The sequence below is a fragment of the Pseudomonas sp. PI1 genome, from assembly GCF_000812405.1.
In the GTDB taxonomy this organism is placed as follows: Bacteria; Pseudomonadota; Gammaproteobacteria; order Pseudomonadales; family Pseudomonadaceae; genus Pseudomonas; species Pseudomonas citronellolis.
In genome coordinates this window covers 68211-89153 of the sequence record NZ_JWMC01000098.1, presented here as the reverse complement: position 1 = coordinate 89153, position 20943 = coordinate 68211, and the positions used below count along the sequence as shown (strand labels likewise).

General features: G+C 66.0%; 20 protein-coding genes. 14 read left to right on the top strand and 6 right to left on the bottom strand.

The features are described from left to right. Nucleotides 1-26: 26 nt before the first annotated feature. Both lldD and RN02_RS28570 read right to left on the bottom strand, forming a co-directional pair. Nucleotides 27-1172: an FMN-dependent L-lactate dehydrogenase LldD gene (gene lldD / locus RN02_RS28575; RefSeq protein ID WP_043318588.1), complete on the bottom strand. Its 1146-nt coding sequence runs from the start codon at nucleotides 1170-1172 to the stop codon at nucleotides 27-29. 70 nt (nucleotides 1173-1242) lie between these two features. After that, nucleotides 1243-2919 (bottom strand): lactate permease LctP family transporter, encoded by a 1677-nt coding sequence (locus tag RN02_RS28570; RefSeq protein ID WP_043318586.1) that lies wholly within the window; start codon nucleotides 2917-2919, stop codon nucleotides 1243-1245. A 318-nt stretch (nucleotides 2920-3237) separates the two neighbouring features. On the opposite strand from RN02_RS28570, the gene RN02_RS28565 reads away from it, so the two are divergent. Beyond that, entirely contained in the window at nucleotides 3238-4002 is a 765-nt protein-coding gene (locus RN02_RS28565; RefSeq protein WP_009613080.1) for an FCD domain-containing protein, read from the top strand. A 102-nt stretch (nucleotides 4003-4104) separates the two neighbouring features. On the opposite strand, the gene smpB is transcribed toward RN02_RS28565, so the two are convergent. Beyond that, nucleotides 4105-4584, bottom strand: coding sequence for an SsrA-binding protein SmpB (gene smpB, locus RN02_RS28560; RefSeq protein ID WP_043268990.1), 480 nt, complete (start codon nucleotides 4582-4584; stop codon nucleotides 4105-4107). Between the two features lie 172 nt (nucleotides 4585-4756). Between smpB and RN02_RS28555 the strand changes: the two genes are divergently transcribed. Beyond that, nucleotides 4757-5191: a type II toxin-antitoxin system RatA family toxin gene (locus RN02_RS28555; protein ID WP_043268992.1), complete on the top strand. Its 435-nt coding sequence runs from the start codon at nucleotides 4757-4759 to the stop codon at nucleotides 5189-5191. Further along, the gene (locus RN02_RS28550; RefSeq protein WP_043318584.1) at nucleotides 5184-5492 is read left to right on the top strand and encodes an RnfH family protein; all 309 of its coding nucleotides are present in this window, start codon (nucleotides 5184-5186) and stop codon (nucleotides 5490-5492) included. The genes RN02_RS28555 and RN02_RS28550 overlap by 8 nt, the downstream gene beginning before the upstream one ends. Nucleotides 5493-5553: 61 nt before the next feature. On the opposite strand, the gene RN02_RS28545 is transcribed toward RN02_RS28550, so the two are convergent. Further along, entirely contained in the window at nucleotides 5554-6087 is a 534-nt protein-coding gene (locus RN02_RS28545) for an outer membrane protein assembly factor BamE (RefSeq protein ID WP_043268997.1), read from the bottom strand. 96 nt (nucleotides 6088-6183) lie between these two features. On the opposite strand from RN02_RS28545, the gene fur reads away from it, so the two are divergent. After that, entirely contained in the window at nucleotides 6184-6588 is a 405-nt protein-coding gene (gene fur / locus RN02_RS28540) for a ferric iron uptake transcriptional regulator (protein ID WP_009613072.1), read from the top strand. A 427-nt stretch (nucleotides 6589-7015) separates the two neighbouring features. Here the strand turns inward: fur and recN are convergent, their stop codons facing one another. Beyond that, a complete protein-coding gene (gene recN, locus RN02_RS28535) occupies nucleotides 7016-8692 on the bottom strand; it encodes a DNA repair protein RecN (RefSeq protein WP_043318582.1) in 1677 nt (558 codons plus the stop codon). Between the two features lie 169 nt (nucleotides 8693-8861). On the opposite strand from recN, the gene grpE reads away from it, so the two are divergent. From grpE to RN02_RS28490, 9 genes are all read left to right on the top strand, one after another. After that, entirely contained in the window at nucleotides 8862-9425 is a 564-nt protein-coding gene (gene grpE / locus RN02_RS28530) for a nucleotide exchange factor GrpE (RefSeq protein ID WP_009613068.1), read from the top strand. Between the two features lie 89 nt (nucleotides 9426-9514). After that, entirely contained in the window at nucleotides 9515-11431 is a 1917-nt protein-coding gene (gene dnaK, locus RN02_RS28525; RefSeq protein ID WP_009613067.1) for a molecular chaperone DnaK, read from the top strand. A gap of 122 nt (nucleotides 11432-11553) precedes the next feature. Further along, the gene (gene dnaJ, locus RN02_RS28520; protein ID WP_009613066.1) at nucleotides 11554-12684 is read left to right on the top strand and encodes a molecular chaperone DnaJ; all 1131 of its coding nucleotides are present in this window, start codon (nucleotides 11554-11556) and stop codon (nucleotides 12682-12684) included. A gap of 87 nt (nucleotides 12685-12771) precedes the next feature. Continuing rightward, nucleotides 12772-13578 (top strand): 4-hydroxy-tetrahydrodipicolinate reductase, encoded by an 807-nt coding sequence (dapB, locus tag RN02_RS28515; RefSeq protein WP_043318580.1) that lies wholly within the window; start codon nucleotides 12772-12774, stop codon nucleotides 13576-13578. Nucleotides 13579-13807: 229 nt separating this feature from the next. Continuing rightward, nucleotides 13808-14944 carry a glutamine-hydrolyzing carbamoyl-phosphate synthase small subunit gene (carA, locus tag RN02_RS28510; RefSeq protein WP_043269001.1) on the top strand — a complete coding sequence of 379 codons (1137 nt, stop codon included), beginning with the start codon at nucleotides 13808-13810 and terminating at the stop codon, nucleotides 14942-14944. A 26-nt stretch (nucleotides 14945-14970) separates the two neighbouring features. Next, on the top strand, nucleotides 14971-15621 hold the full coding sequence (gene leuE / locus RN02_RS28505; protein ID WP_099049140.1) for a leucine efflux protein LeuE: 651 nt from the start codon (nucleotides 14971-14973) through the stop codon (nucleotides 15619-15621). 19 nt (nucleotides 15622-15640) lie between these two features. Further along, nucleotides 15641-18862: a carbamoyl-phosphate synthase large subunit gene (gene carB, locus RN02_RS28500; protein ID WP_009613059.1), complete on the top strand. Its 3222-nt coding sequence runs from the start codon at nucleotides 15641-15643 to the stop codon at nucleotides 18860-18862. Then, on the top strand, nucleotides 18859-19335 hold the full coding sequence (gene greA, locus RN02_RS28495) for a transcription elongation factor GreA (RefSeq protein WP_009613057.1): 477 nt from the start codon (nucleotides 18859-18861) through the stop codon (nucleotides 19333-19335). The genes carB and greA overlap by 4 nt, the downstream gene beginning before the upstream one ends. 10 nt (nucleotides 19336-19345) lie before the next feature. Then, nucleotides 19346-19750: a hypothetical protein gene (locus RN02_RS28490; RefSeq protein ID WP_043318857.1), complete on the top strand. Its 405-nt coding sequence runs from the start codon at nucleotides 19346-19348 to the stop codon at nucleotides 19748-19750. Between the two features lie 49 nt (nucleotides 19751-19799). Here RN02_RS28490 and RN02_RS28485 read toward each other — a convergent pair whose 3' ends face one another. Then, a complete protein-coding gene (locus RN02_RS28485) occupies nucleotides 19800-20114 on the bottom strand; it encodes a YhbY family RNA-binding protein (RefSeq protein WP_043318578.1) in 315 nt (104 codons plus the stop codon). A 78-nt stretch (nucleotides 20115-20192) separates the two neighbouring features. Here RN02_RS28485 and rlmE point away from each other — a divergent pair, with 78 nt between their 5' ends. Beyond that, nucleotides 20193-20816: a 23S rRNA (uridine(2552)-2'-O)-methyltransferase RlmE gene (gene rlmE / locus RN02_RS28480; protein WP_009613054.1), complete on the top strand. Its 624-nt coding sequence runs from the start codon at nucleotides 20193-20195 to the stop codon at nucleotides 20814-20816. The last annotated feature ends 127 nt before the right edge of the window (nucleotides 20817-20943 follow it).

The window sequence follows — 20943 nt, the reverse complement described above, 5'->3', positions numbered from 1 at the left end:
CAAGCTCGCTCCTACAGGGGGCGCCTTCAGGCGCCGAGTTCGCGCACCAGCGAATCGCGGGTGATTTCGCCGATCGACTTGGCGCCGGTGAGCACCATGGCCACGCGCATTTCCTTCTCGATCAGCTCCAGCAGGTTGCGCACGCCGGCCTCGCCATCCACCGCCAGGGCGTAGAGGAAGGCGCGGCCGAGCAGCACGCTGTCGGCGCCCAGGGCGATCATGCGGACCACGTCCAGGCCGTTGCGGATGCCGGAGTCGGCGAGGATGGTCAGGTCGCCCTTCACCGCGTCGGCGATGGCCGGCAGGGCGCGGGCGCTGGACAGCACGCCGTCGAGCTGGCGGCCGCCGTGGTTGGAGACGACGATGCCGTCGGCGCCGAATTTCACCGCGTCCTTGGCGTCCTCCGGGTCGAGGATGCCCTTGATCACCATCGGGCCTTCCCAGAAGTCGCGGATCCACTCCAGGTCCTTCCAGGAAATCGACGGGTCGAAGTTGGCGCCCAGCCAGCCGATGTAGTCGGCCAGGCCCGTGGGGTTGCCGCGGTATTTGGAGATGTTGCCCAGGTCGTGCGGGCGGCCCAGCAGGCCCACGTCCAGCGCCCACTGCGGGTGGGTCATGGCCTGCCACATGCGCCGCATGGGCGCGTTCGGGCCGCTCATGCCGGAGTGCGCGTCGCGGTAGCGGGCGCCAGGCACCGGCATGTCCACGGTGAACACCAGGGTCGAGCAGCCGGCGGCCTTGGCCCGCTCCAGGGCGTTCTTCATGAAGCCGCGGTCCTTCAGCACGTAGAGCTGGAACCACATGGGCCGGTCGATGGCCGGCGCCACTTCCTCGATCGGGCACACCGAGACGGTCGACAGGGTGAAGGGCACTCCCTTGGAGGCCGCGGCGCGCGCCGCCTGCACTTCGCCGCGGCGGGCGTACATGCCGGTCAGGCCGACCGGGGCCAGGGCCACCGGCATCGCCAGGGTCTCGTTGAACAGTTTGGTTTCCAGGCTCAGCTCGGACATGTTCTTCAGCACGCGCTGGCGCAGGGCGATGTCCGACAGGTCCGCCACGTTGCGGCGCAGGGTGTGCTCGGCGTAGGCGCCGCCGTCGGCGTAGTGGAACAGGAAGGGCGGAATCTTGCGTTGGGCCGCGGCGCGGTAGTCGGTGGAGGCGGAAATGATCATCTGGCAGGGCACCGGTTGGGGTGGACGGTGAAGGCCGGGCCCCGTAGCGCTGGGGCCCGGCAGGTACAGCTTAGTGAACGAGCATGCCGGTGAAGACATAGGCCTGCAGCAGGGTGATCACGCCGATCACCGCGGCGAACAGCAGGCTGTGCTTCAGGGTGAAGCGGAACAGGTCGGATTCCTTGCCGACCATGCCGGTGGCGGCGCAGGCCACGGCGATGGATTGCGGCGAGATCATCTTGCCGGTCACGCCACCGGTGGTGTTGGCGGCCACCAGCAGGGTGTCGTTGACGCCGATCTGGTGCGCGGTGGTGCCCTGCAGGGCGCCGAACAGCGCGTTGGACGAGGTGTCCGAACCGGTCAGGAACACGCCCAGCCAGCCGAGGAACGGCGAGAAGAACGGGAAGGCCGCGCCGGTGCCGGCCAGGACCAGGGCCAGGGTGGTGGACATGCCGGAGAAGTTGGTGACGAAGGCGAAGGCCAGCACCATGCCGATGGACAGCACCGGCCACTTCAGCTCGACCAGGGTTTCCTTGAAAGTGGTCAGACCAGTTTTCGTGGCGATGCGCAGGATGAACATCGAGACGATCGCGGAGATCAGGATCGCGGTGCCGGTGGCGGCCAGCGGGTCGAACTTGAACACGGCCGGCAGCGCGGTGGCGGCGGCAGCGATCGGCGGGCCCTTGAACACCAGTTGGTCCAGGCCCGGGATCGGGAAGTTGAACACCAGGCTGTAGAGCGCGCCGCCGGGCAGGAACATGGCCTTGAACGGCTTCAGCGTCCAGATGGTGACCAGCACGGTGAGCACCAGGAACGGCGACCAGGCCTTGATGATCTCGCCGGTGCTGTAGGGCGAGGGTTCGGAGCGCGGCGCGTTGCCGCCGCCGACCACGGCTGCGCCGCCGGAGACGCCGACCACTTCGACGGCGTTGGCCGGTTGCCAGACTTTCAGGAACAGGGTCAGGCACACCAGGCTGATCAGCGCGGAGGTGATGTCCGGCAGTTCCGGGCCGATGAAGTTGGAGGTGAAGTACTGGCTGACGGCGAAGCTGCCGCCGGCGACCAGCGCGGCCGGCCAGGTTTCCTTCACGCCCTTGAGGCCGTCCATCATGAACACCAGCCAGAACGGCACCAGCAGCGACAGCAGCGGCAGCTGGCGGCCGGCCATGGCGCCGATCTTGAAGGCGTCGATGCCCGAGACCTGGCCGGCGACGATGATCGGAATGCCCAGGGCGCCGAAGGCCACCGGCGCGGTGTTGGCGATCAGGCACAGGCCGGCGGCGTACAGCGGGTTGAAGCCCAGGCCGACGAGCAGGGCGGCGGTGATCGCCACCGGCGCGCCGAAGCCGGCCGCGCCTTCCAGGAAGGCGCCGAAGGAGAAGCCGATCAGCAGCACCTGCAGGCGTTGGTCGGAAGTGATCGACAGGACCGAGCTGCGGATGATCTCGAACTGCCCGCTCTTCACCGTCAGTTTGTACAGGAACACCGCCGCGACGATGATCCAGGCGATCGGCCAGAGGCCGTAGAGGAAGCCGTAGAACGCGGCGCCCAGGGCCTTGCCGACCGGCATGCCGTAGGCGGCGATGGCGACGACGATGGAGAGGATCAGGGTGATGGTGCCGGCGACGTGGCCCTTGAGGCGGAACACGGCCAGCGCCAGGAAGAAGAAGACGATCGGGATCACGGCGACCAGCGCGGACAGGCCGAGGCTGCCGAGCGGGGTATAGATCTGCTGCCAGGTTTGCATGCTGTTTTGGCTCCTAATTGTTTTTTGATTGGAGTCTAGTCTTGCGCCGTGTCGTGGGTTTGGCGCCGCCCCGGGCGGGGTTGGCGGCAGGCGGACGACCGTCTCGGCGGATCTCGCGAAAATTGGTAATACCAATTTACAAAAGCGAGCGCTCAGAGTAAAAGCATCCCTGTAGGCTGTCAATTTGCGGCGCTACAACTTTTGTCGGACCGGGCGATCCCGGCGATCGTCGGGCTTGTTGTGTCGGGTGCCGCTGGTTAGGCTGCCGCCCCTGCGAAACGGGGCCTTCCGCCAGGCGGGCCGAGAGGTGGGGAAAAGATGGCTTTCAATCAGGTACGGCAGCGCCGCTTGTCGGACGATATCGTCGAGCGTCTGGAGGCGATGATCCTCGAGGGCACGCTGAAGGCGGGCGAACGCCTGCCGGCCGAGCGGGTGCTGGCCGAGCAGTTCGGGGTGTCGCGGCCTTCGCTGCGCGAGGCGATCCAGAAACTGGTGGCCAAGGGGCTGCTGGTCAGCCGCCAGGGCGGCGGCAACTATGTCGCGCAGTCCCTGGGCTCGACCTTCAGCGACCCGTTGCTGCACCTGCTGGAGAGCAACCCCGAGGCGCAGCGCGACCTGCTGGAGTTCCGCCACACCCTGGAAGGCTCCTGCGCCTACTACGCCGCGCTGCGCGCCACCGAGGTGGACCACCAGCGCCTGACCAGCGCCTTCGAGACGCTGCAGGCCTGCTATCAGCGCAACGACAAGGTCAGCGAGGAGGAGGGGGCGGCCGACGCCAGCTTCCACCTGGCCATCGCCGAGGCCAGCCACAACACCGTGCTGCTGCACACCATCCGCGGCCTGTTCGACCTGCTCAAGCACAACGTGGTGACCAACATCGGCGGCATGTACGCCCAGCGCACGGAAACCCGCGAGCAACTGATGAGCCAGCACCGCGAGCTGTACGACGCGATCATGCAGGGCCGGGCGGAAGAGGCGCGGGAGATTTCCCACCGGCACATTTCCTATGTGCGGGAAGTGCTGGAGGAGGCACAGGACGAAGTGCGGCGCCTGGAGCGGGCGCAGCGCAGGCTGGGGGTTTAACGGCAGGAACCTGCAGGAGCGAGCAAACTCGCTCCTACGAAAAGCGGGGGCTGACGGCGATGGGTATCGCTTCGCTCCACCCATCCTACGAAAAGCCTGGCGTCAGTCGTCCTTGCCGTGCCGCATGGCGCGCTGGATCTCGCGATTGGAATCGCGTTCCTTCTCGGTGTCGCGCTTGTCGTATTCCTTCTTGCCCTTGGCCAGCGCGATCTCGCACTTGATCAGGTGCTTCTTCCAGTACATCGACAGCGCCACGCAGGCGTAGCCCTTCTGCTGCACCGCGCCGAACAGCTTGCCCAGCTCGCGCTTGTGCAGCAGCAGCTTGCGCGTGCGCACCGGGTCGGCGATCACGTGGGTGCTGGCAGTGGTCAGCGGGGTGATGTGGCTGCCCAGCAGCCAGGCCTCGCCGTCCTTGAGCAGGACGTAGCTGTCGACCAACTGGGCCTTGCCGGCGCGCAGGCTCTTGACCTCCCAGCCGGCCAGGGCGATGCCCGCCTCGAAGCGTTGCTCGATGAAGTAGTCGTGCAGAGCCTTCTTGTTCTGCGCGATGGTTCCCTGGGGGTGTTTCTTCTGTTTAGCCATAGGCCGCGCATTATAGGGAGTCGCTCGCCGCGCCGCCATCGGGGTCGGTCAATTCCGGGTGCGGCGGGATGCGCGCTTGAGGGTGGGTGGCTAATCTCGGAGAATGCGCGCTGTTTTTCGTACCGTTGGAGGCCGGTTCGCCGGCGTCCGCCACTGAAGAAGCGAGATCCCTATGAGCACGCATATCCAGCGTTCGGCCCTGCTGCCCTATCCCGCGAAGGCGCTGTACGACCTGGTCAACGATGTGGCGCGCTACCCGGAGTTCCTGCCCTGGTGCTCGGCGAGCAAGGTGCTGGAGGAAAGCGAAACGGCGATGCGCGCCGAGCTCAGTGTGGCCAAGGGCAACCTGTCGCAGCGCTTCAGCACGCGCAACGTGCTGGTGCCCGGGCAGAGCATCGAGATGAACCTCGAGGACGGCCCGTTCTCCGAGCTGCACGGCGTGTGGACCTTCAAGGCCCTGGGCGACAAGGCCTGCAAGATCACCCTGGACCTGACCTTCGATTACGCCGGCGCCCTGGTCAAGGCGACCCTCGGGCCGCTGTTCACCCAGGCGGCCAACACCATGGTCGACGCCTTCTGCCAGCGCGCCAAGCAGCTGTATGGCTGATAAGCGCAGCATCGCCATCGAGGTGGTCTGCGCGCTGCCTGAGCGCCAGCGCCTGCTGCGCCTGAGCGTGCCCTACGGCACGCGGGTGCGCGAAGCGGTGAGGTTGTCCGGCATCGCTGCGCAGTTCCCCGAACTGGACGTGCTCGACAGCCCGCTGGGCATCTTCGGCAAGGCGGTCGCCGACCCGGACGGCCGGGTGCTGGAGGAGGGCGAGCGGGTGGAAATCTACCGGCCGCTGATCGCCGACCCCAAGGAAGTGCGCAAGCAGCGTGCCGCCCGCGCCAAGGCCAGCAAGGGCTGAGCGAAACACGCGGACATGAAAAAGCCCGGTCGATGCCGGGCTTTTTTCATGGATGTGCCGGTTACTGCGGATTGGTTTCCAGCGGTTCCGGGGTGGGCACGGCGACCGGCTTGGCCTCGTCGACTTCGCGCTGCAGCTGTTCTTCCACCGAGCCCGGCTTGGCCGGCTCTTCCTTGGGCTGCTCCGGCTTCTGCTGTTGCGGCTGCTCGGGTGAAGCGGGGGTGGATTCCTTGCCGAGGATGGCCTCGTCGCGGCTGACGCCCGGGCGGAAGTCGCCGTTCAGGCCGATCAGCTGGTCGTTGCCGTTGAACATCAGGCTGACGCGCTCCTGCTGGCGCTGGCCGCCGCCGGGCTGGATGCTGTACAGGTAGTCCCAGCGGTCGGGGTGGAAGGTATCCACGATCAGCGGGTTGCCCATGATGAAACGCACCTGCCGACGGGTCATTCCCGGCTTCAGTTGGTCTATCATGTCTTGTGTTACGACGTTGCCTTGCTGGATGTCGATCTTGTAGACCCCCGGGAACGAACAACCGGCGAGTGCGGCTAGTCCCATTGCGAATGCGAGACTGGTCAGCATGAGCTTGGTGTTTTGCATCGGGGGGTGACTTCCACTATCTTGGCTGGGCGACGAAACCCCGATCATACCCGCATTGAAGGATGCTGCGAAGCATTCCGCGCCGAGAAAGCACACATGGTTGAAAATAGCGAACTGCGCAAGGCCGGCCTGAAAGTCACCCTGCCGCGCGTCAAGATCCTGCAGATGCTCGATTCCGCCGAGCAACGCCACATGAGCGCCGAGGACGTCTACAAGGCGCTGATGGAGGCTGGCGAGGATGTCGGCCTGGCCACCGTGTACCGCGTGTTGACCCAATTCGAGGCAGCCGGCCTGGTGGTGCGCCACAACTTCGACGGCGGCCATGCCGTGTTCGAGCTGGCCGACAGCGGCCACCACGACCACATGGTCTGCGTGGATACCGGCGAGGTCATCGAGTTCATGGACAGCGAGATCGAGAAGCGCCAGAAGGAAATCGTCAAGGAGCGCGGCTTCGAGCTGGTGGACCACAACCTGGTCCTGTACGTGCGCAAGAAGAAATAAAGCCTTGCAACGAACGGAAAACGGCGGCCCTGGGGTCGCCGTTTTCATTTTCAGGGGGATTTCAGGTGAGATTGGTGCGTAGGCGCAACTGTCTGCGCCGAGGCGCTTTTCGTAGGATGGGTTGAGCTTGCGAAACCCATGCGGTGGTGGTGATGGGTATCGCTTCGCTCAACACCATCCTACGAAAAGCCATGCTCGCTCATGCGGTAGGAGCGGACCTTGTCCGCGATAGTCGGAGGTCTCGGCGCGATTCGCGGATGAGATCCGCTCCTACAGGTTGCCCATGCGCCGTGCCCTTGTAGGAGCGCGCCCTGCGCGCGAATCGCAGGCAGGGCCTGCTCCTACAGTCAGCCCGAGGCGTGGCATTTCCCCGTAGGAGCGGACCTTGTCCGCGATAGCCGCGCATCGCGGCGCGATTCGCGGTTTTTCAGCCCTGCAGCGCCCGGTCCACCATCTTGCGGGCGTGGGCCAGGGATTCCTTGGTCATGTCCACGCCGCCGAGCATGCGGGCGATCTCTTCTATGCGTTCGGCCTTCTTCAGGTTGGCTACCGCGGTGCGGGTTTCGCTGCTGCCGCGTTCCTTGTGCACGAACAGGTGCTGGTGGCCCTGGGCCGCGACCTGCGGCAGGTGGGTGACGGTCAGCACCTGGCCGCCTTCGCCCAGGCGGCGCAGCAGTTGGCCGACCACTTCCGCGGTGGGGCCGCCGATGCCGACGTCCACTTCGTCGAAGACCAGGGTGGGCGTGCGCGATGTTTGCGCGGTGATCACCTGGATGGCCAGGCTGATGCGCGACAGTTCGCCGCCGGAGGCGACCCGCGCCAGGCCCTTGAGCGGCTGCCCGGGGTTGGCGCTGACCAGGAATTCCAGCTGCTCCAGGCCGTTGGCCTGGGGCTCGTCGGCGGGGGCGTCGCTCAGTTCGATGGCGAAGCGCCCGCCGGGCATGCCCAGGCGCTGCATTTCCGTCTCCACCAGGGCCGCCAGTTGCGGAGCGGCCTGGCGGCGCAGGGTGCTGAGTTCCGCGGCTTTTTCCTGGTAATGGCGCTCGTAGGCGGCCAGTTCCTCGCCCAGGCGTTCCGCGGCTTCGTCGTCGGCGTTCAGTGCCTCCAGTTCCTCCAGCAGGCGCTGTTGCAGGGCTTGCAGGTCGTGGGGCTGCACGCGGTGCTTGCGGGCCAGGCTGTAGATGGCGTCCATGCGTTCTTCCAGCTGTTGCAGGCGGCTGGGGTCGGCATCGAAGTTGTCGACGAAACGGTTCAGCTCGCCCACCGCTTCCTCTACCTGGATCTGCGCGCTGGACAGCAGGTTGACCGCCTCGGCCAGCGCCGCGGGCTGGCTCTGGAAGGCGGTCAGGCGGTTGAGGCTGGCGGTCAGCACCGACAACACGTTGCCGGCGTCGCTTTCGCTGCACATGTCCACCACCTGGCGGCAGGCGCCGAGCAGCGCGCCGGCGTTGCTCAGGGTCTTGTGCTCGGCCTCCAGCGCCTCCAGTTCGTGCTCGCCCAGGGCCAGGTTCTCCAGTTCGTCCAGCTGGTAGCTGAGCAACTGGTGGCGGGCGCGCTGTTCGTCGCTGCTGCGCGACAGGCGGTCGAGTTCGTGGCGCGTCTGTTTCCAGCGCTGCGCGGCCAGCTGTACCTGGCGCGCCAGGTCCTGGCTGCCGGCGTATTCGTCGAGCAGGCGGCGGTGGGTGTCGGCCTTGAGCAGCGACTGGTGCTCGTGCTGGCTGTGGATATCGATCAGCAGCTCGCCCAGGGCCTTGAGGTCGCCCAGGGTGCAGGGCGTACCGTTGATGTAGCCGCGCGAGCGGCCTTCGGCGGTGATCACCCGGCGCAGGATGCACGGGCCGTCCTGCTCCAGGTCGCGCTCGGCGAGCCAGTCGCGGGCCTCGGCGATGGCGCCGACGTCGAAGCTGGCGAGGATGTCGGCCTTGTCCGCGCCGGGGCGCACCACGCCGCTGTCGGCGCGGTCGCCCAGGGCCAGGCCGAGGGCGTCGAGCATGATCGACTTGCCGGCGCCGGTCTCGCCGGTGATCACGGTCATGCCGGCGGCGAGCTCGAGATCGAGGTGCTCGACGATGGCGTAGTTGTGCACGGAGAGATGAACCAGCATGGAGGCGGCTCCGGTGAAAAGGTCTGTTTATTTATACAGTATTTTTTGCCGCTGGCAATTCATCGCCCGCCCCTTGAACCGGCGCAAATGGCCCCCATATAGCCGGCAGAGCCGCGAGCCATTGGGTTCGCTTTGTTTTCAAAGGCTTTTTCTTTTTTAGGAGAGTGGCATGTCTGACGAGCAACAGACTCAGGATTCGCACCTGAACGAGCAGCCGGAACAGGTTGCCGGCGACGACCTGAACGCCCGCGTGCTGGACCTCGAGGAACAGCTGGCCGCGGCCAAGGACCAGAGCCTGCGCGTCGCCGCCGAGCTGCAGAACGTGCGCCGTCGCGCCGAGCAGGATATCGAGAAGGCGCACAAGTTCGCCCTGGAGAAGTTCTCCGGCGACCTGCTGCCGGTGGTCGACACCCTGGAGCGCGCGCTGGAGATGTCCAGCCCGGACGACGAGGCGATCAAGCCGATGCGCGAAGGCATCGAGCTGACCCTCAAGATGTTCCACGACACCCTCAAGCGCTACAACCTGGAGCCGGTCGACCCCCACGGCGAGCCGTTCAACCCCGAGCACCATCAGGCGATGGCGATGGAAGAGAGCGTGCACCTGGAGCCCGGCAGCGTGGTCAAGGTGTTCCAGAAGGGCTACCTGCTCAACGGTCGCCTGCTGCGCCCGGCCATGGTTGTGGTCAGCAAGGCACCCGAGCAAACCCCGCCTTCGATCGACGAGAAGGCTTGAAATCCGCCACCCGGTCCCCATCTGGGTAATCAACCGAGCACAAGGTCCGCAGCGGGATCAGCACGGAATCTAATTTCTGGAGAGTGAATATGGGCAAAATCATTGGTATCGACCTGGGGACCACCAACTCCTGCGTCTCCATCCTGGAAAACGGCAGCGTCAAGGTGATCGAGAACGCCGAAGGCGCTCGCACCACCCCGTCGATCATCGGCTACGCCAACGACGGCGAGATCCTGGTCGGCCAGCCGGCCAAGCGCCAGGCTGTCACCAACCCGAAGAACACCCTGTACGCGGTGAAGCGCCTGATCGGCCGTCGCTTCGAAGAGGACGTCGTGCAGAAAGACATCAAGATGGTGCCGTACAGCATCGTCAAGGCTGACAACGGCGACGCCTGGGTCGAAGCCAAGGGCCAGAAGATGGCCCCGCCGCAGGTTTCCGCCGAAGTCCTGAAGAAGATGAAGAAGACCGCCGAGGACTACCTGGGCGAGCCGGTCACCGAAGCGGTCATCACCGTGCCGGCCTACTTCAACGACAGCCAGCGCCAGGCCACCAAGGACGCCGGCCGCATCGCCGGCCTGGACGTCAAGCGCATCATCAACGAGCCGACCGCGGCTGCGCTGGCCTACGGCCTGGACAAGGCCAAGGGCGACCACACCATCATCGTCTACGACCTGGGCGGCGGCACCTTCGACGTCTCGGTGATCGAGATCGCCGAAGTCGACGGCGAGCACCAGTTCGAAGTGCTGGCCACCAACGGCGACACCTTCCTCGGTGGCGAAGACTTCGACCTGCGCCTGATCGACTACCTCGTCGACGAGTTCAAGAAAGAAACCGGCATGGACCTCAAGGGCGACCCGCTGGCCATGCAGCGCCTGAAAGAGGCTGCCGAGAAGGCCAAGATCGAGCTGTCCTCGACCCAGCAGACCGACGTCAACCTGCCGTACATCACCGCTGACGCCAGCGGCCCGAAACACCTGAACGTCAAGGTGTCCCGCGCCAAGCTGGAGTCCCTGGTGGAAGACCTGGTGCAGCGCACCATCGAGCCCTGCCGCGTGGCCCTGAAGGACGCCGGCCTGGACGTGTCGAAGATCGACGAAGTGATCCTCGTCGGTGGCCAGACCCGTATGCCGCTGGTGCAGAAGACCGTCGCTGAGTTCTTCGGCAAGGAAGCGCGCAAGGACGTCAACCCGGACGAAGCCGTGGCCATGGGTGCTGCCATCCAGGGCGCCGTGCTGGCCGGTGACGTCAAGGACGTGCTGCTGCTCGACGTCACCCCGCTGACCCTGGGCATCGAGACCCTGGGTGGCGTGATGACCGCGCTGATCGACAAGAACACCACCATCCCGACCAAGAAGTCGCAGGTGTTCTCCACCGCCGACGACAACCAGGGCGCCGTGACCATCCACGTGCTGCAGGGCGAGCGCAAGCAGGCCGCGCAGAACAAGTCGCTGGGCAAGTTCGACCTGGCCGACATCCCGCCGGCGCCGCGCGGCGTGCCGCAGATCGAAGTGACCTTCGATATCGACGCCAACGGCATCCTGCACGTGTCTGCCAAGGACAAGGCCACCGGCAAGCAGCAGTCCATCGTGATCAAGGCCTCTTCGGGCCTGTCCGAGGACGAGATCCAGCAGATGGTGCGCGACGCCGAGGCCAACGCCGAGGAAGACCGCAAGTTCGAGGAACTGGCCGCCGCCCGCAACCAGGGCGATGCGCTGGTCCACGCGACTCGCAAGATGGTCACCGAGGCTGGCGACAAGGCCACCGCCGAGGAGAAGGCTGCCATCGAGAAGGCGCTGGCCGACCTGGAAGCCGCCGTGAAGGGCGACGACAAGGCCGAGATCGAAGCGAAGATGAACGCGCTGTCCCAGGCGTCCACCCCGCTGGCGCAGAAGATGTACGCCGAGCAACCGCAGCCGGGCGCCGAAGCCCAGTCCGGCGATGCTGACCACAAGGCCGGCGACGACGTGGTCGACGCCGAGTTCGAAGAGGTCAAGGAGAACAAGTAAGCCTCGTGCAAGCTTGCGCTCCGGCGCACCGACCAGCGTGTCGGTGCGCATGAAACGTCACGCGGGGGCTTGCTCCCGCGTCGGCGTGTCTGGGGGAGAGGTTTTCAAGGTGCAAAGAATTTATGGCCAAACGTGATTTCTACGAGGTACTGGGTGTCGAGCGTGGCGCCAGCGAGTCGGACCTGAAGAAGGCCTACCGCCGGCTGGCCATGAAGTACCACCCGGACCGCAATCCCGGCGACAAGGAAGCCGAGGATAAATTCAAGGAGGCCAACGAGGCGTACGAGATCCTGTCCGACGCCAGCAGGCGCGCGGCCTACGATCAGTACGGCCACGCCGGCGTCGACCCGCAGATGGGCGGCGGTGGCGCCGGCTTCGGTGGCGCGAGCTTCTCGGACATCTTCGGCGACGTCTTCAGCGACTTCTTCGGTGGCGGCGGCGGTGGCCGTGGCGGCCGCGGCGGCCCGCAGCGCGGCGCCGACCTGCGCTACACCCTGGACCTGGACCTGGAAGACGCGGTCCGCGGCACCACCGTGACCATCCGCGTGCCGACCCTGGTCGGCTGCAAGACCTGCAGCGGCAGCGGCGCCAAGCCCGGCACCTCGCCGGTCACCTGCACCACCTGCGGCGGCATCGGCCAGGTGCGCATGCAGCAGGGCTTCTTCTCGGTGCAGCAGACCTGCCCGCGCTGCCATGGCAGCGGCAAGATGATCAGCGACCCCTGCGGCACCTGCCATGGCCAGGGGCGCGTGGAAGAGCAGAAGACGCTGTCGGTCAAGGTGCCGGCCGGCGTCGACACCGGCGACCGCATCCGCCTCACCGGCGAGGGCGAGGCCGGGGCCCATGGCGGCCCGGCGGGCGACCTCTACGTGGTGGTCAACGTGCGCGAGCACGACATCTTCCAGCGCGACGGCAAGCACCTGTACTGCGAAGTGCCGATCAGCTTCGCCGACGCCGCCCTGGGCGGTGAGCTGGAAGTGCCGACGCTGGATGGCCGGGTGAAGCTGAAGATCCCGGAGGGCACCCAGACCGGCAAGCTGTTCCGCCTGCGCGGCAAGGGTGTGGCCCCGGTGCGCGGCGGTGGCGCCGGCGACCTGATGTGCCGCGTGGTGGTCGAGACCCCGGTGAACCTGGACAAGCGCCAGCGCGAACTGCTCGAGGAGTTCCGCAGCAGCCTGCAGGGCGACACCTCCCACTCGCCCCGCGCCAGTGGCTGGTTCGAAGGCATGAAGCGCTTCTTCGACGATTTATAAGTGATGGGCTGGAAGCTCGAAGCTGGAGGCTTGAAGCGGGCCGGCTCGGGCTTCCGGCTTCTGGCTTCCAGCTTGGAGCTTTCTGTTATGCGACGTATAGCCGTAATGGGCGCCGCCGGGCGCATGGGCAAGAACCTGATCGAGGCGGTGCAGCAGACCAACGGCAGCGCCGGCCTGACCGCCGCCATCGACCGCCCGGACAGCACCCTGGTGGGCGCCGACGCCGGTGAACTGGCCGGCCTGGGGCGCATCGGCGTGCCGCTGTCGGGCGACCTGGCGAAGGTGGTCGACGAGTTCGATGTGCTGATCGACTTCACCCATCCCACCGTGACCCTGAAGAACCTGGAGGTCTGCCGCAAGGCCGGCAAGGCCATGGTCATCGGCACCACCGGTTTCTCCGTGGAAGAGAAGGTCCTGCTGGCCGAGGCCGCCAAGGACATTCCGATCGTCTTCGCCGCCAACTACAGCGTCGGCGTCAACCTCTGCCTGAAGCTGCTGGACACCGCCGCCCGCGTGCTGGGCGACGAAGTGGACATCGAGATCATCGAGGCCCACCACCGGCACAAGGTCGACGCGCCGTCCGGCACTGCCTTGCGCATGGGCGAGGTGGTGGCCAATGCCCTGGGGCGTGACCTGGAGAAGGTGGCGGTCTACGGTCGCGAGGGCCAGACCGGCGCCCGCGAGCGCGAGACCATCGGCTTCGCCACCGTGCGCGCTGGTGACGTGGTCGGCGACCACACCGTGCTGTTCGCCGCCGAGGGCGAGCGCGTGGAGATTACCCACAAGGCCTCCAGCCGCATGACCTTCGCCCGCGGCGCGGTGCGTGCGGCGCTGTGGCTGGAAGGGCAGGGCAGCGGCCTGTACGACATGCAGGACGTGCTCGGGCTGCGCTGAGCGCCTGCCGCGCGTCGGCATGACGGGGCAAAAATGACCCAGCGGTAGCGTTACGCGTCGTGCAAAAGGTGGACCATTATGTCGCGTTTCTGTAAACTACAGATTTAGTGTGTCCACTAAAAGCAGCGCAGCATGAACCATATAAAAAGCGGGATGACCTCTTCTGATGTCATCCCGCTTTTTTACAACCTGCGCACGCCCAGCCAGGCTTGATTCACGGGAGGTCTTCTTGACTAAGCCAGCCATACTTGCACTTGCCGACGGCAGCATTTTTCGCGGTGAAGCCATCGGTGCCGACGGTCAGACCGTCGGCGAGGTGGTGTTCAACACCGCCATGACCGGCTACCAGGAAATCCTTACCGATCCTTCCTATGCCCAGCAGATCGTCACCCTGACCTATCCGCACATCGGCAACACCGGGACCACCCCGGAAGACGCCGAAGCCAACCGCGTCTGGGCCGCCGGCCTGATCATCCGCGACCTGCCGCTGCTGGCCAGCAGCTGGCGCAACAAGCAGTCGCTGCCCGACTACCTGAAGGAGAACGGCACCGTCGCCATCGCCGGTATCGACACCCGCCGCCTGACGCGCATCCTGCGCGAGAAGGGCTCGCAGAACGGCTGCATCCTCGCCGGCGACGACGCCACCGAAGAGAAGGCGCTGGAACTGGCGCGTTCCTTCCCGGGCCTGAAGGGCATGGACCTGGCCAAGGTGGTGTCCTCCACCGAGCGCTACGAGTGGCGCTCCAGCGTGTGGAACCTGGAAACCGACAGCCACCCGGAAATCCCTGCCGCCGAGTTGCCCTACCACGTGGTCGCCTACGACTTCGGCGTCAAGCTGAACATCCTGCGCATGCTGGTGGCCCGCGGCTGCCGCCTGACCGTGGTGCCGGCGCAGACCCCGGCCAGCGAAGTGCTGGCGCTGAACCCGGACGGCATCTTCCTCTCCAACGGCCCCGGCGACCCCGAGCCGTGCGACTACGCCATCCAGGCCATCCGCGAGTTCCTCGACACCGAGATTCCGGTCTTCGGCATCTGCCTCGGTCACCAGCTGCTGGCCCTGGCGTCGGGCGCCAAGACCATGAAGATGGGCCACGGCCACCATGGCGCCAACCACCCGGTGCAGGACCTGGATACCGGCGTGGTGATGATCACCAGCCAGAACCACGGCTTCGCGGTGGACGAGGAAACCCTGCCGGGCAACCTGCGCGCCACCCACAAGTCGCTGTTCGACGGCACCCTGCAGGGCATCGAGCGCACCGACAAGGTGGCCTTCAGCTTCCAGGGCCACCCGGAAGCCAGCCCCGGCCCGCACGACGTGGCGCCGCTGTTCGACCGTTTCATCTCGGCCATGGCCGAGCGTCGCTGAGAGCTGCGAAGAGGTAAGCGAAGATGATGCCGACCCTGGGAATCACCGACCTCTGGACCTACGTCCTGGGTACGCTGTTCATCGTCCTGCTGCCGGGCCCGAACTCGCTGTTCGTGCTGGCCACCGCCGCCCAGCGCGGCGTCGGCGCCGGCTACCGGGCGGCCAGCGCGGTGTTCCTGGGCGATGCCATCCTGATGCTGCTGTCGGCCCTGGGCATCGCCTCGCTGCTCAAGGCCGAGCCGGTGCTGTTCCTCGGCCTGAAGTACGCCGGCGCTGCCTACCTGTTCTACCTGGGCCTGGGCATGCTCCGCGGCGGCTTGCAGAAGCTGCGCCAGCCGCTGGAACAGGCCGCCCCGGCGAAGGAAGTGGACGTCGCCCAGCCGTTCCGCAAGGCGCTGCTGCTGAGCCTGTCGAACCCCAAGGCGATCCTCTTCTTCGTGTCCTTCTTCATCCAGTTCGTCGACCCGGGCTATGCCTACCCCGGCGTGTCGTTCCTGGTGCTGGGCACGATCCTCGAGGTCATCAGCGCCCTCTACCTCAGCTTCCTGATCTTTTCCGGTGTGCGCCTGGCGGCCTGGTTCCGCCGCCGGCAACGACTGGCGGCCGGCGCCTCGAGCGGCGTCGGCGCCCTGTTCGTCGGCTTCGGCGTGAAGCTGGCCAGCGCAACCCTTTCCTGAATATTGCAACGAGAGTCCCATGCCCAAGCGTACAGACATCAAGAGCATCCTGATCCTCGGTGCCGGCCCCATCGTCATCGGCCAGGCCTGCGAATTCGACTACTCCGGCGCCCAGGCCTGCAAGGCCCTGAAGGAAGAAGGCTTCCGCGTCATCCTGGTGAACTCCAACCCGGCCACCATCATGACCGACCCGGCCATGGCCGACGCCACCTACATCGAGCCGATCAAGTGGCAGACCGTGGCCAAGATCATCGAGAAGGAGCGCCCCGACGCGCTGCTGCCGACCATGGGCGGCCAGACCGCGCTGAACTGCGCGCTGGACCTGGAGCGCCACGGCGTGCTGGAGAAGTTCGGCGTCGAGATGATCGGCGCCAACGCCGACACCATCGACAAGGCCGAGGACCGCTCGCGCTTCGACAAGGCCATGAAGGCCATCGGCCTGGCCTGCCCGCGCTCGGGCATCGCCCACAGCATGGAAGAGGCCTATGGCGTGCTGGAACAGGTCGGCTTCCCCTGCATCATCCGTCCGTCCTTCACCATGGGCGGCACCGGCGGCGGCATCGCCTACAACCGCGAAGAGTTCGAAGAAATCTGCGCCCGCGGCCTGGACCTGTCGCCGACCAACGAGCTGCTGATCGACGAATCGCTGATCGGCTGGAAGGAATACGAGATGGAGGTTGTCCGCGACAAGAAAGACAACTGCATCATCGTCTGCTCCATCGAGAACTTCGACCCCATGGGCGTGCACACCGGTGACTCCATCACCGTGGCCCCGGCGCAGACCCTGACCGACAAGGAATACCAGATCATGCGCAACGCCTCCCTGGCGGTGCTGCGCGAGATCGGCGTGGAGACCGGCGGTTCCAACGTGCAGTTCGGCATCTGCCCGGACACCGGGCGCATGGTCGTGATCGAGATGAACCCGCGGGTGTCGCGCTCCTCGGCCCTGGCCTCCAAGGCCACCGGCTTCCCGATCGCCAAGATCGCCGCCAAGCTGGCCGTCGGCTACACCCTCGACGAGCTGCAGAACGACATCACCGGCGGCCGCACCCCGGCGTCCTTCGAGCCGGCCATCGACTACGTCGTGACCAAGGTGCCGCGCTTCGCCTTCGAGAAATTCCCCAAGGCCGATGCCCGCCTGACCACCCAGATGAAATCCGTGGGTGAGGTCATGGCCATCGGCCGGACCTTCCAGGAGTCGGTGCAGAAAGCCCTGCGCGGCCTGGAAGTGGGCGTCGCCGGCTTCGATCCGAAGCTCGACCTGGCCGACCCGGAAGCCGAGGGCATTCTGCGCCGCGAGCTGACCGTGCCGGGCGCCGAGCGCATCTGGTACGTGGCCGATGCCTTCCGCGCCGGCAAGAGCATCGAAGAAGTCTTCGCCCTGACCAAGATCGACGAATGGTTCCTGGTGCAGATCGAGGACCTGATCAAGGAAGAAGAGAAGGTCAAGACCCTCGGCCTGTCCGGCATCGACGCCGACCTGATGCGCAAGCTCAAGCGCAAGGGCTTCTCCGACGCGCGCCTGGCCAAGCTGCTGGGCGTGACCGAGAAGAACCTGCGCAGCCACCGCCACAAGCTGAAAGTCGTGCCGGTGTACAAGCGCGTGGACACCTGCGCCGCCGAATTCGCCACCGACACCGCCTACATGTACTCGACCTACGAGGAAGAGTGCGAGGCCAACCCGTCCGGCCGCGACAAGATCATGATCCTCGGCGGCGGCCCGAACCGTATCGGCCAGGGCATCGAGTTCGACTACTGCTGCGTGCACGCGGCGCTGGCGATGCGCGAAGACGGCTACGAGACCATCATGGTCAACTGCAACCCGGAGACCGTCTCCACCGACTACGACACTTCCGACCGCCTGTACTTCGAGCCGGTGACCCTCGAAGACGTGCTGGAGATCGTCCGCGTCGAGCAGCCCAAGGGCGTGATCGTCCAGTACGGCGGCCAGACCCCGCTGAAACTCTGCCGCGCCCTGGAAGAGGCCGGCGTGCCGATCATCGGCACCAGCCCCGACGCCATCGACCGCGCCGAGGACCGCGAGCGCTTCCAGCAGATGGTCCAGCGCCTGAACCTGCGCCAGCCGGCCAACGCCACCGCGCGCAGCGAAGACGAGGCCCTGAGCCTGTCGAAGAACATCGGCTACCCGATGGTGGTGCGCCCGTCCTACGTACTGGGCGGCCGGGCGATGGAAATCGTCTACCAGGAAGAAGAGCTCAAGCGCTACATGCGCGAGGCGGTGAAGGTTTCCAACGACAGCCCGGTGCTGCTCGACCGCTTCCTCAACTGCGCCATCGAAGTGGACATCGACGCGGTCTGCGACGGCGAGACCGTGGTGATCGGCGCCATCATGCAGCACATCGAGCAGGCCGGCGTGCACTCCGGCGACTCCGCGTGCTCGCTGCCGCCGTACTCGCTGCCCAGGCACATCCAGGACGAGATCCGCGAACAGGTCAAGAAGATGGCCCTGGAGCTGGGCGTCGTCGGCCTGATGAACGTGCAGATGGCCGTGCAGGGCGAGGACATCTACGTCATCGAGGTGAACCCGCGCGCCTCGCGTACCGTGCCCTTCGTCTCCAAGTGCATCGGCGAATCCCTGGCCAAGATCGCGGCGCGCGTCATGGCCGGCAAGAGCCTCGCCGAAGTCGGCTTCACCGAAGAGGTGATCCCGCCGTACTATAGCGTCAAGGAAGCGGTGTTCCCGTTCGCCAAGTTCCCTGGCGTCGACCCCATCCTCGGCCCGGAAATGAAATCCACCGGCGAGGTCATGGGCGTGGGCGACAGCTTCGGCGAGGCTTTCGCCAAGGCCCAGCTGGGCGCCAGCGAGATCCTGCCGAACGCCGGTTGCGCCTTCATCAGCGTCCGCGAGGACGACAAGCCGCAGGCCGTGCAGGTCGCTCGCGACCTGGTCGCGCTGGGCTTCGAGGTGGTCGCCACCGCCGGTACCGCCAAGGTGATCGAGGCGGCCGGCCTGCCGGTGCGTCGCGTGAACAAGGTGACCGAGGGCCGCCCCCACGTGGTCGACATGATCAAGAACGACGAAGTCACCCTGATCATCAACACCACCGAAGGCCGCCAGTCGATCGCCGATTCCTATTCGATCCGTCGTAACGCCCTGCAGCACAAGATCTACTGCACCACCACCATCGCGGCGGGGCAGGCGATCTGCGAGGCGCTCAAGTTCGGTCCCGAGAAGACCGTTCGCCGGCTGCAGGACCTGCATGCAGGAATCAACGCATGAGCAAATTCCCGATGACCGTCCAGGGCGCCCGCGCCCTGGAAGAAGAACTGAAACACCTGAAGACCGTTCTGCGCCCGCAGATCACCCAGGCCATCGCCGAAGCGCGTGAGCTGGGCGACCTCAAGGAAAACGCCGAGTACCATGCCGCCCGCGAGCAGCAGGGCATGTCCGAGGCGCGCATCCGCGACATCGAGGCCAAGCTGTCCAACGCGCAGATCATCGACGTCACCACCATCCCGCACACCGGCAAGGTGATCTTCGGCACCACCGTGGACATCGCCAACGTCGAGACCGACGAGACCGTGACCTACCAGATCGTCGGCGACGACGAGGCCGACATCAAGGCGCGCAAGATCTCGGTCAACTCGCCGATCGCCCGCGCGCTGATCGGCAAGACCGAGGGCGACGCCGTGCTGGTGAAGACCCCGGGCGGCGACGTCGAGTACGAGATCGTTGAAGTCCGCCACGCCTGAGTCGCGTCCGCTGAAAGCCGCCGCAGCCAGTTGGTTGCTGGCCCAGACCTTCTGGGTCGGCGGCCTCTGGCTGTTGCGTTTCGTGGTCCTGCCGGCGCTGCAGAAGGTCGGCCTGGCGCCGCTGCTGGTGCAGTCGGTGGCCGACGCCCTGACGCCGTTGCTGGTCGGCTTCGCCGGCTTCTGCGCGCTGCTCCAGGTATTGGTGCTGGTGACTGCGCAGGGGCTGTCGAGCCTCTGGCGCGAGATGCGCGGGCAATTGCTGCTGACGGCGCTGGCGATGGTGGCGAGCTACCTGGTGGTGAACCAACTGGCGCCGGATGCCCAGCGCTGGCTGCTGTTCAACTACCTGGTGCTGGCCCTGTGCGGCGTGCTGCTGGTGCTGCAGCCGGTACCGGGGCGGGACGCGGCGCGCTGAGCGCCGGCGGGGAGCCTCGGCCGGGCGCCTGGGCGCCCGGCCTATGCTGTCACAGGCCGCTGTAGCGGCTGACGTTCGACAGGTTGCGGTTCGGCTTGGGGTTGCGGCGGTAGACCAGGGCCATCTTGCCGATGGTCTGGATCAGCTCGCAACTGCCGTTCCGGCACAGCTCGTCGATCAGCGCGCGGCGGTCGTCGCGCTCGGTGATGCGGAACTGCACCTTGATCAGTTCGTGATCGTTGAGCGCACGCTCCAGTTCGGCCATGACGCCCTCGGTAAGACCGTTTTCGGCAACGGTCAATACAGGCTTCAGGTGGTGGCCGATAGATTTGAACTGTTTCTTCTGCTCCTGAGTGAGCGCCATAATCAGACCCCTGGGAAAAAAGGCGGATATTCTACCCGAGTTTCGGTTTACCGGGTGCCCGCTCAGACGAGGTAACAAGTGGCCCGTTCCAAGACTAGCCATCGCTGGCTGAAAGAACACTTCGACGATCCTTACGTGAAGATGGCGCAACGCGACGGCTACCGCTCGCGCGCCAGCTACAAGCTGCTGGAGATCCAGGAGAAGGATCGCATCCTGCGCCCGGGCATGACCGTGGTCGACCTCGGCGCCGCGCCGGGCGGCTGGTCGCAGGTCACCAGCCGGGTGATCGGCGACAAGGGCACGCTGATCGCCTCGGACATCCTGCCGATGGACAGCATCCCGGACGTCACCTTCATCCAGGGCGACTTCACCGAAGACGAGGTCTTCGCCCGGCTGCTCGAGGCCATCGGAGAAAATCCGGTAGACCTTGTGATTTCCGATATGGCCCCCAATATGAGTGGACTGCCCGCCGTGGACATGCCCCGTGCCATGTTCCTCTGCGAGCTGGCGCTGGACCTGTGCGCCCGGGTGTTGCGACCGGGCGGCGATTTCCTGATCAAGATCTTCCAGGGCGAGGGCTTCGACACCTACCTGAAGACGGTCCGCGAGAATTTCGAGAAGGTACAGATGCGCAAGCCGCTGTCCTCCCGCGACCGCTCCCGCGAGCAATATCTGCTCGCGCGGGGCTTCCGCGGGGCCTAGACTGCGACGAATGGGCCGTCTGTCCGTCCACTGCACGCAAGTAGGGCTTGTCCCGGCTCGCGCCGGGGTTCATAAAGGGTTACAGACGCCTCCTACGTCGCTAGGGGTTGTGTAGTAATTTGGCCGG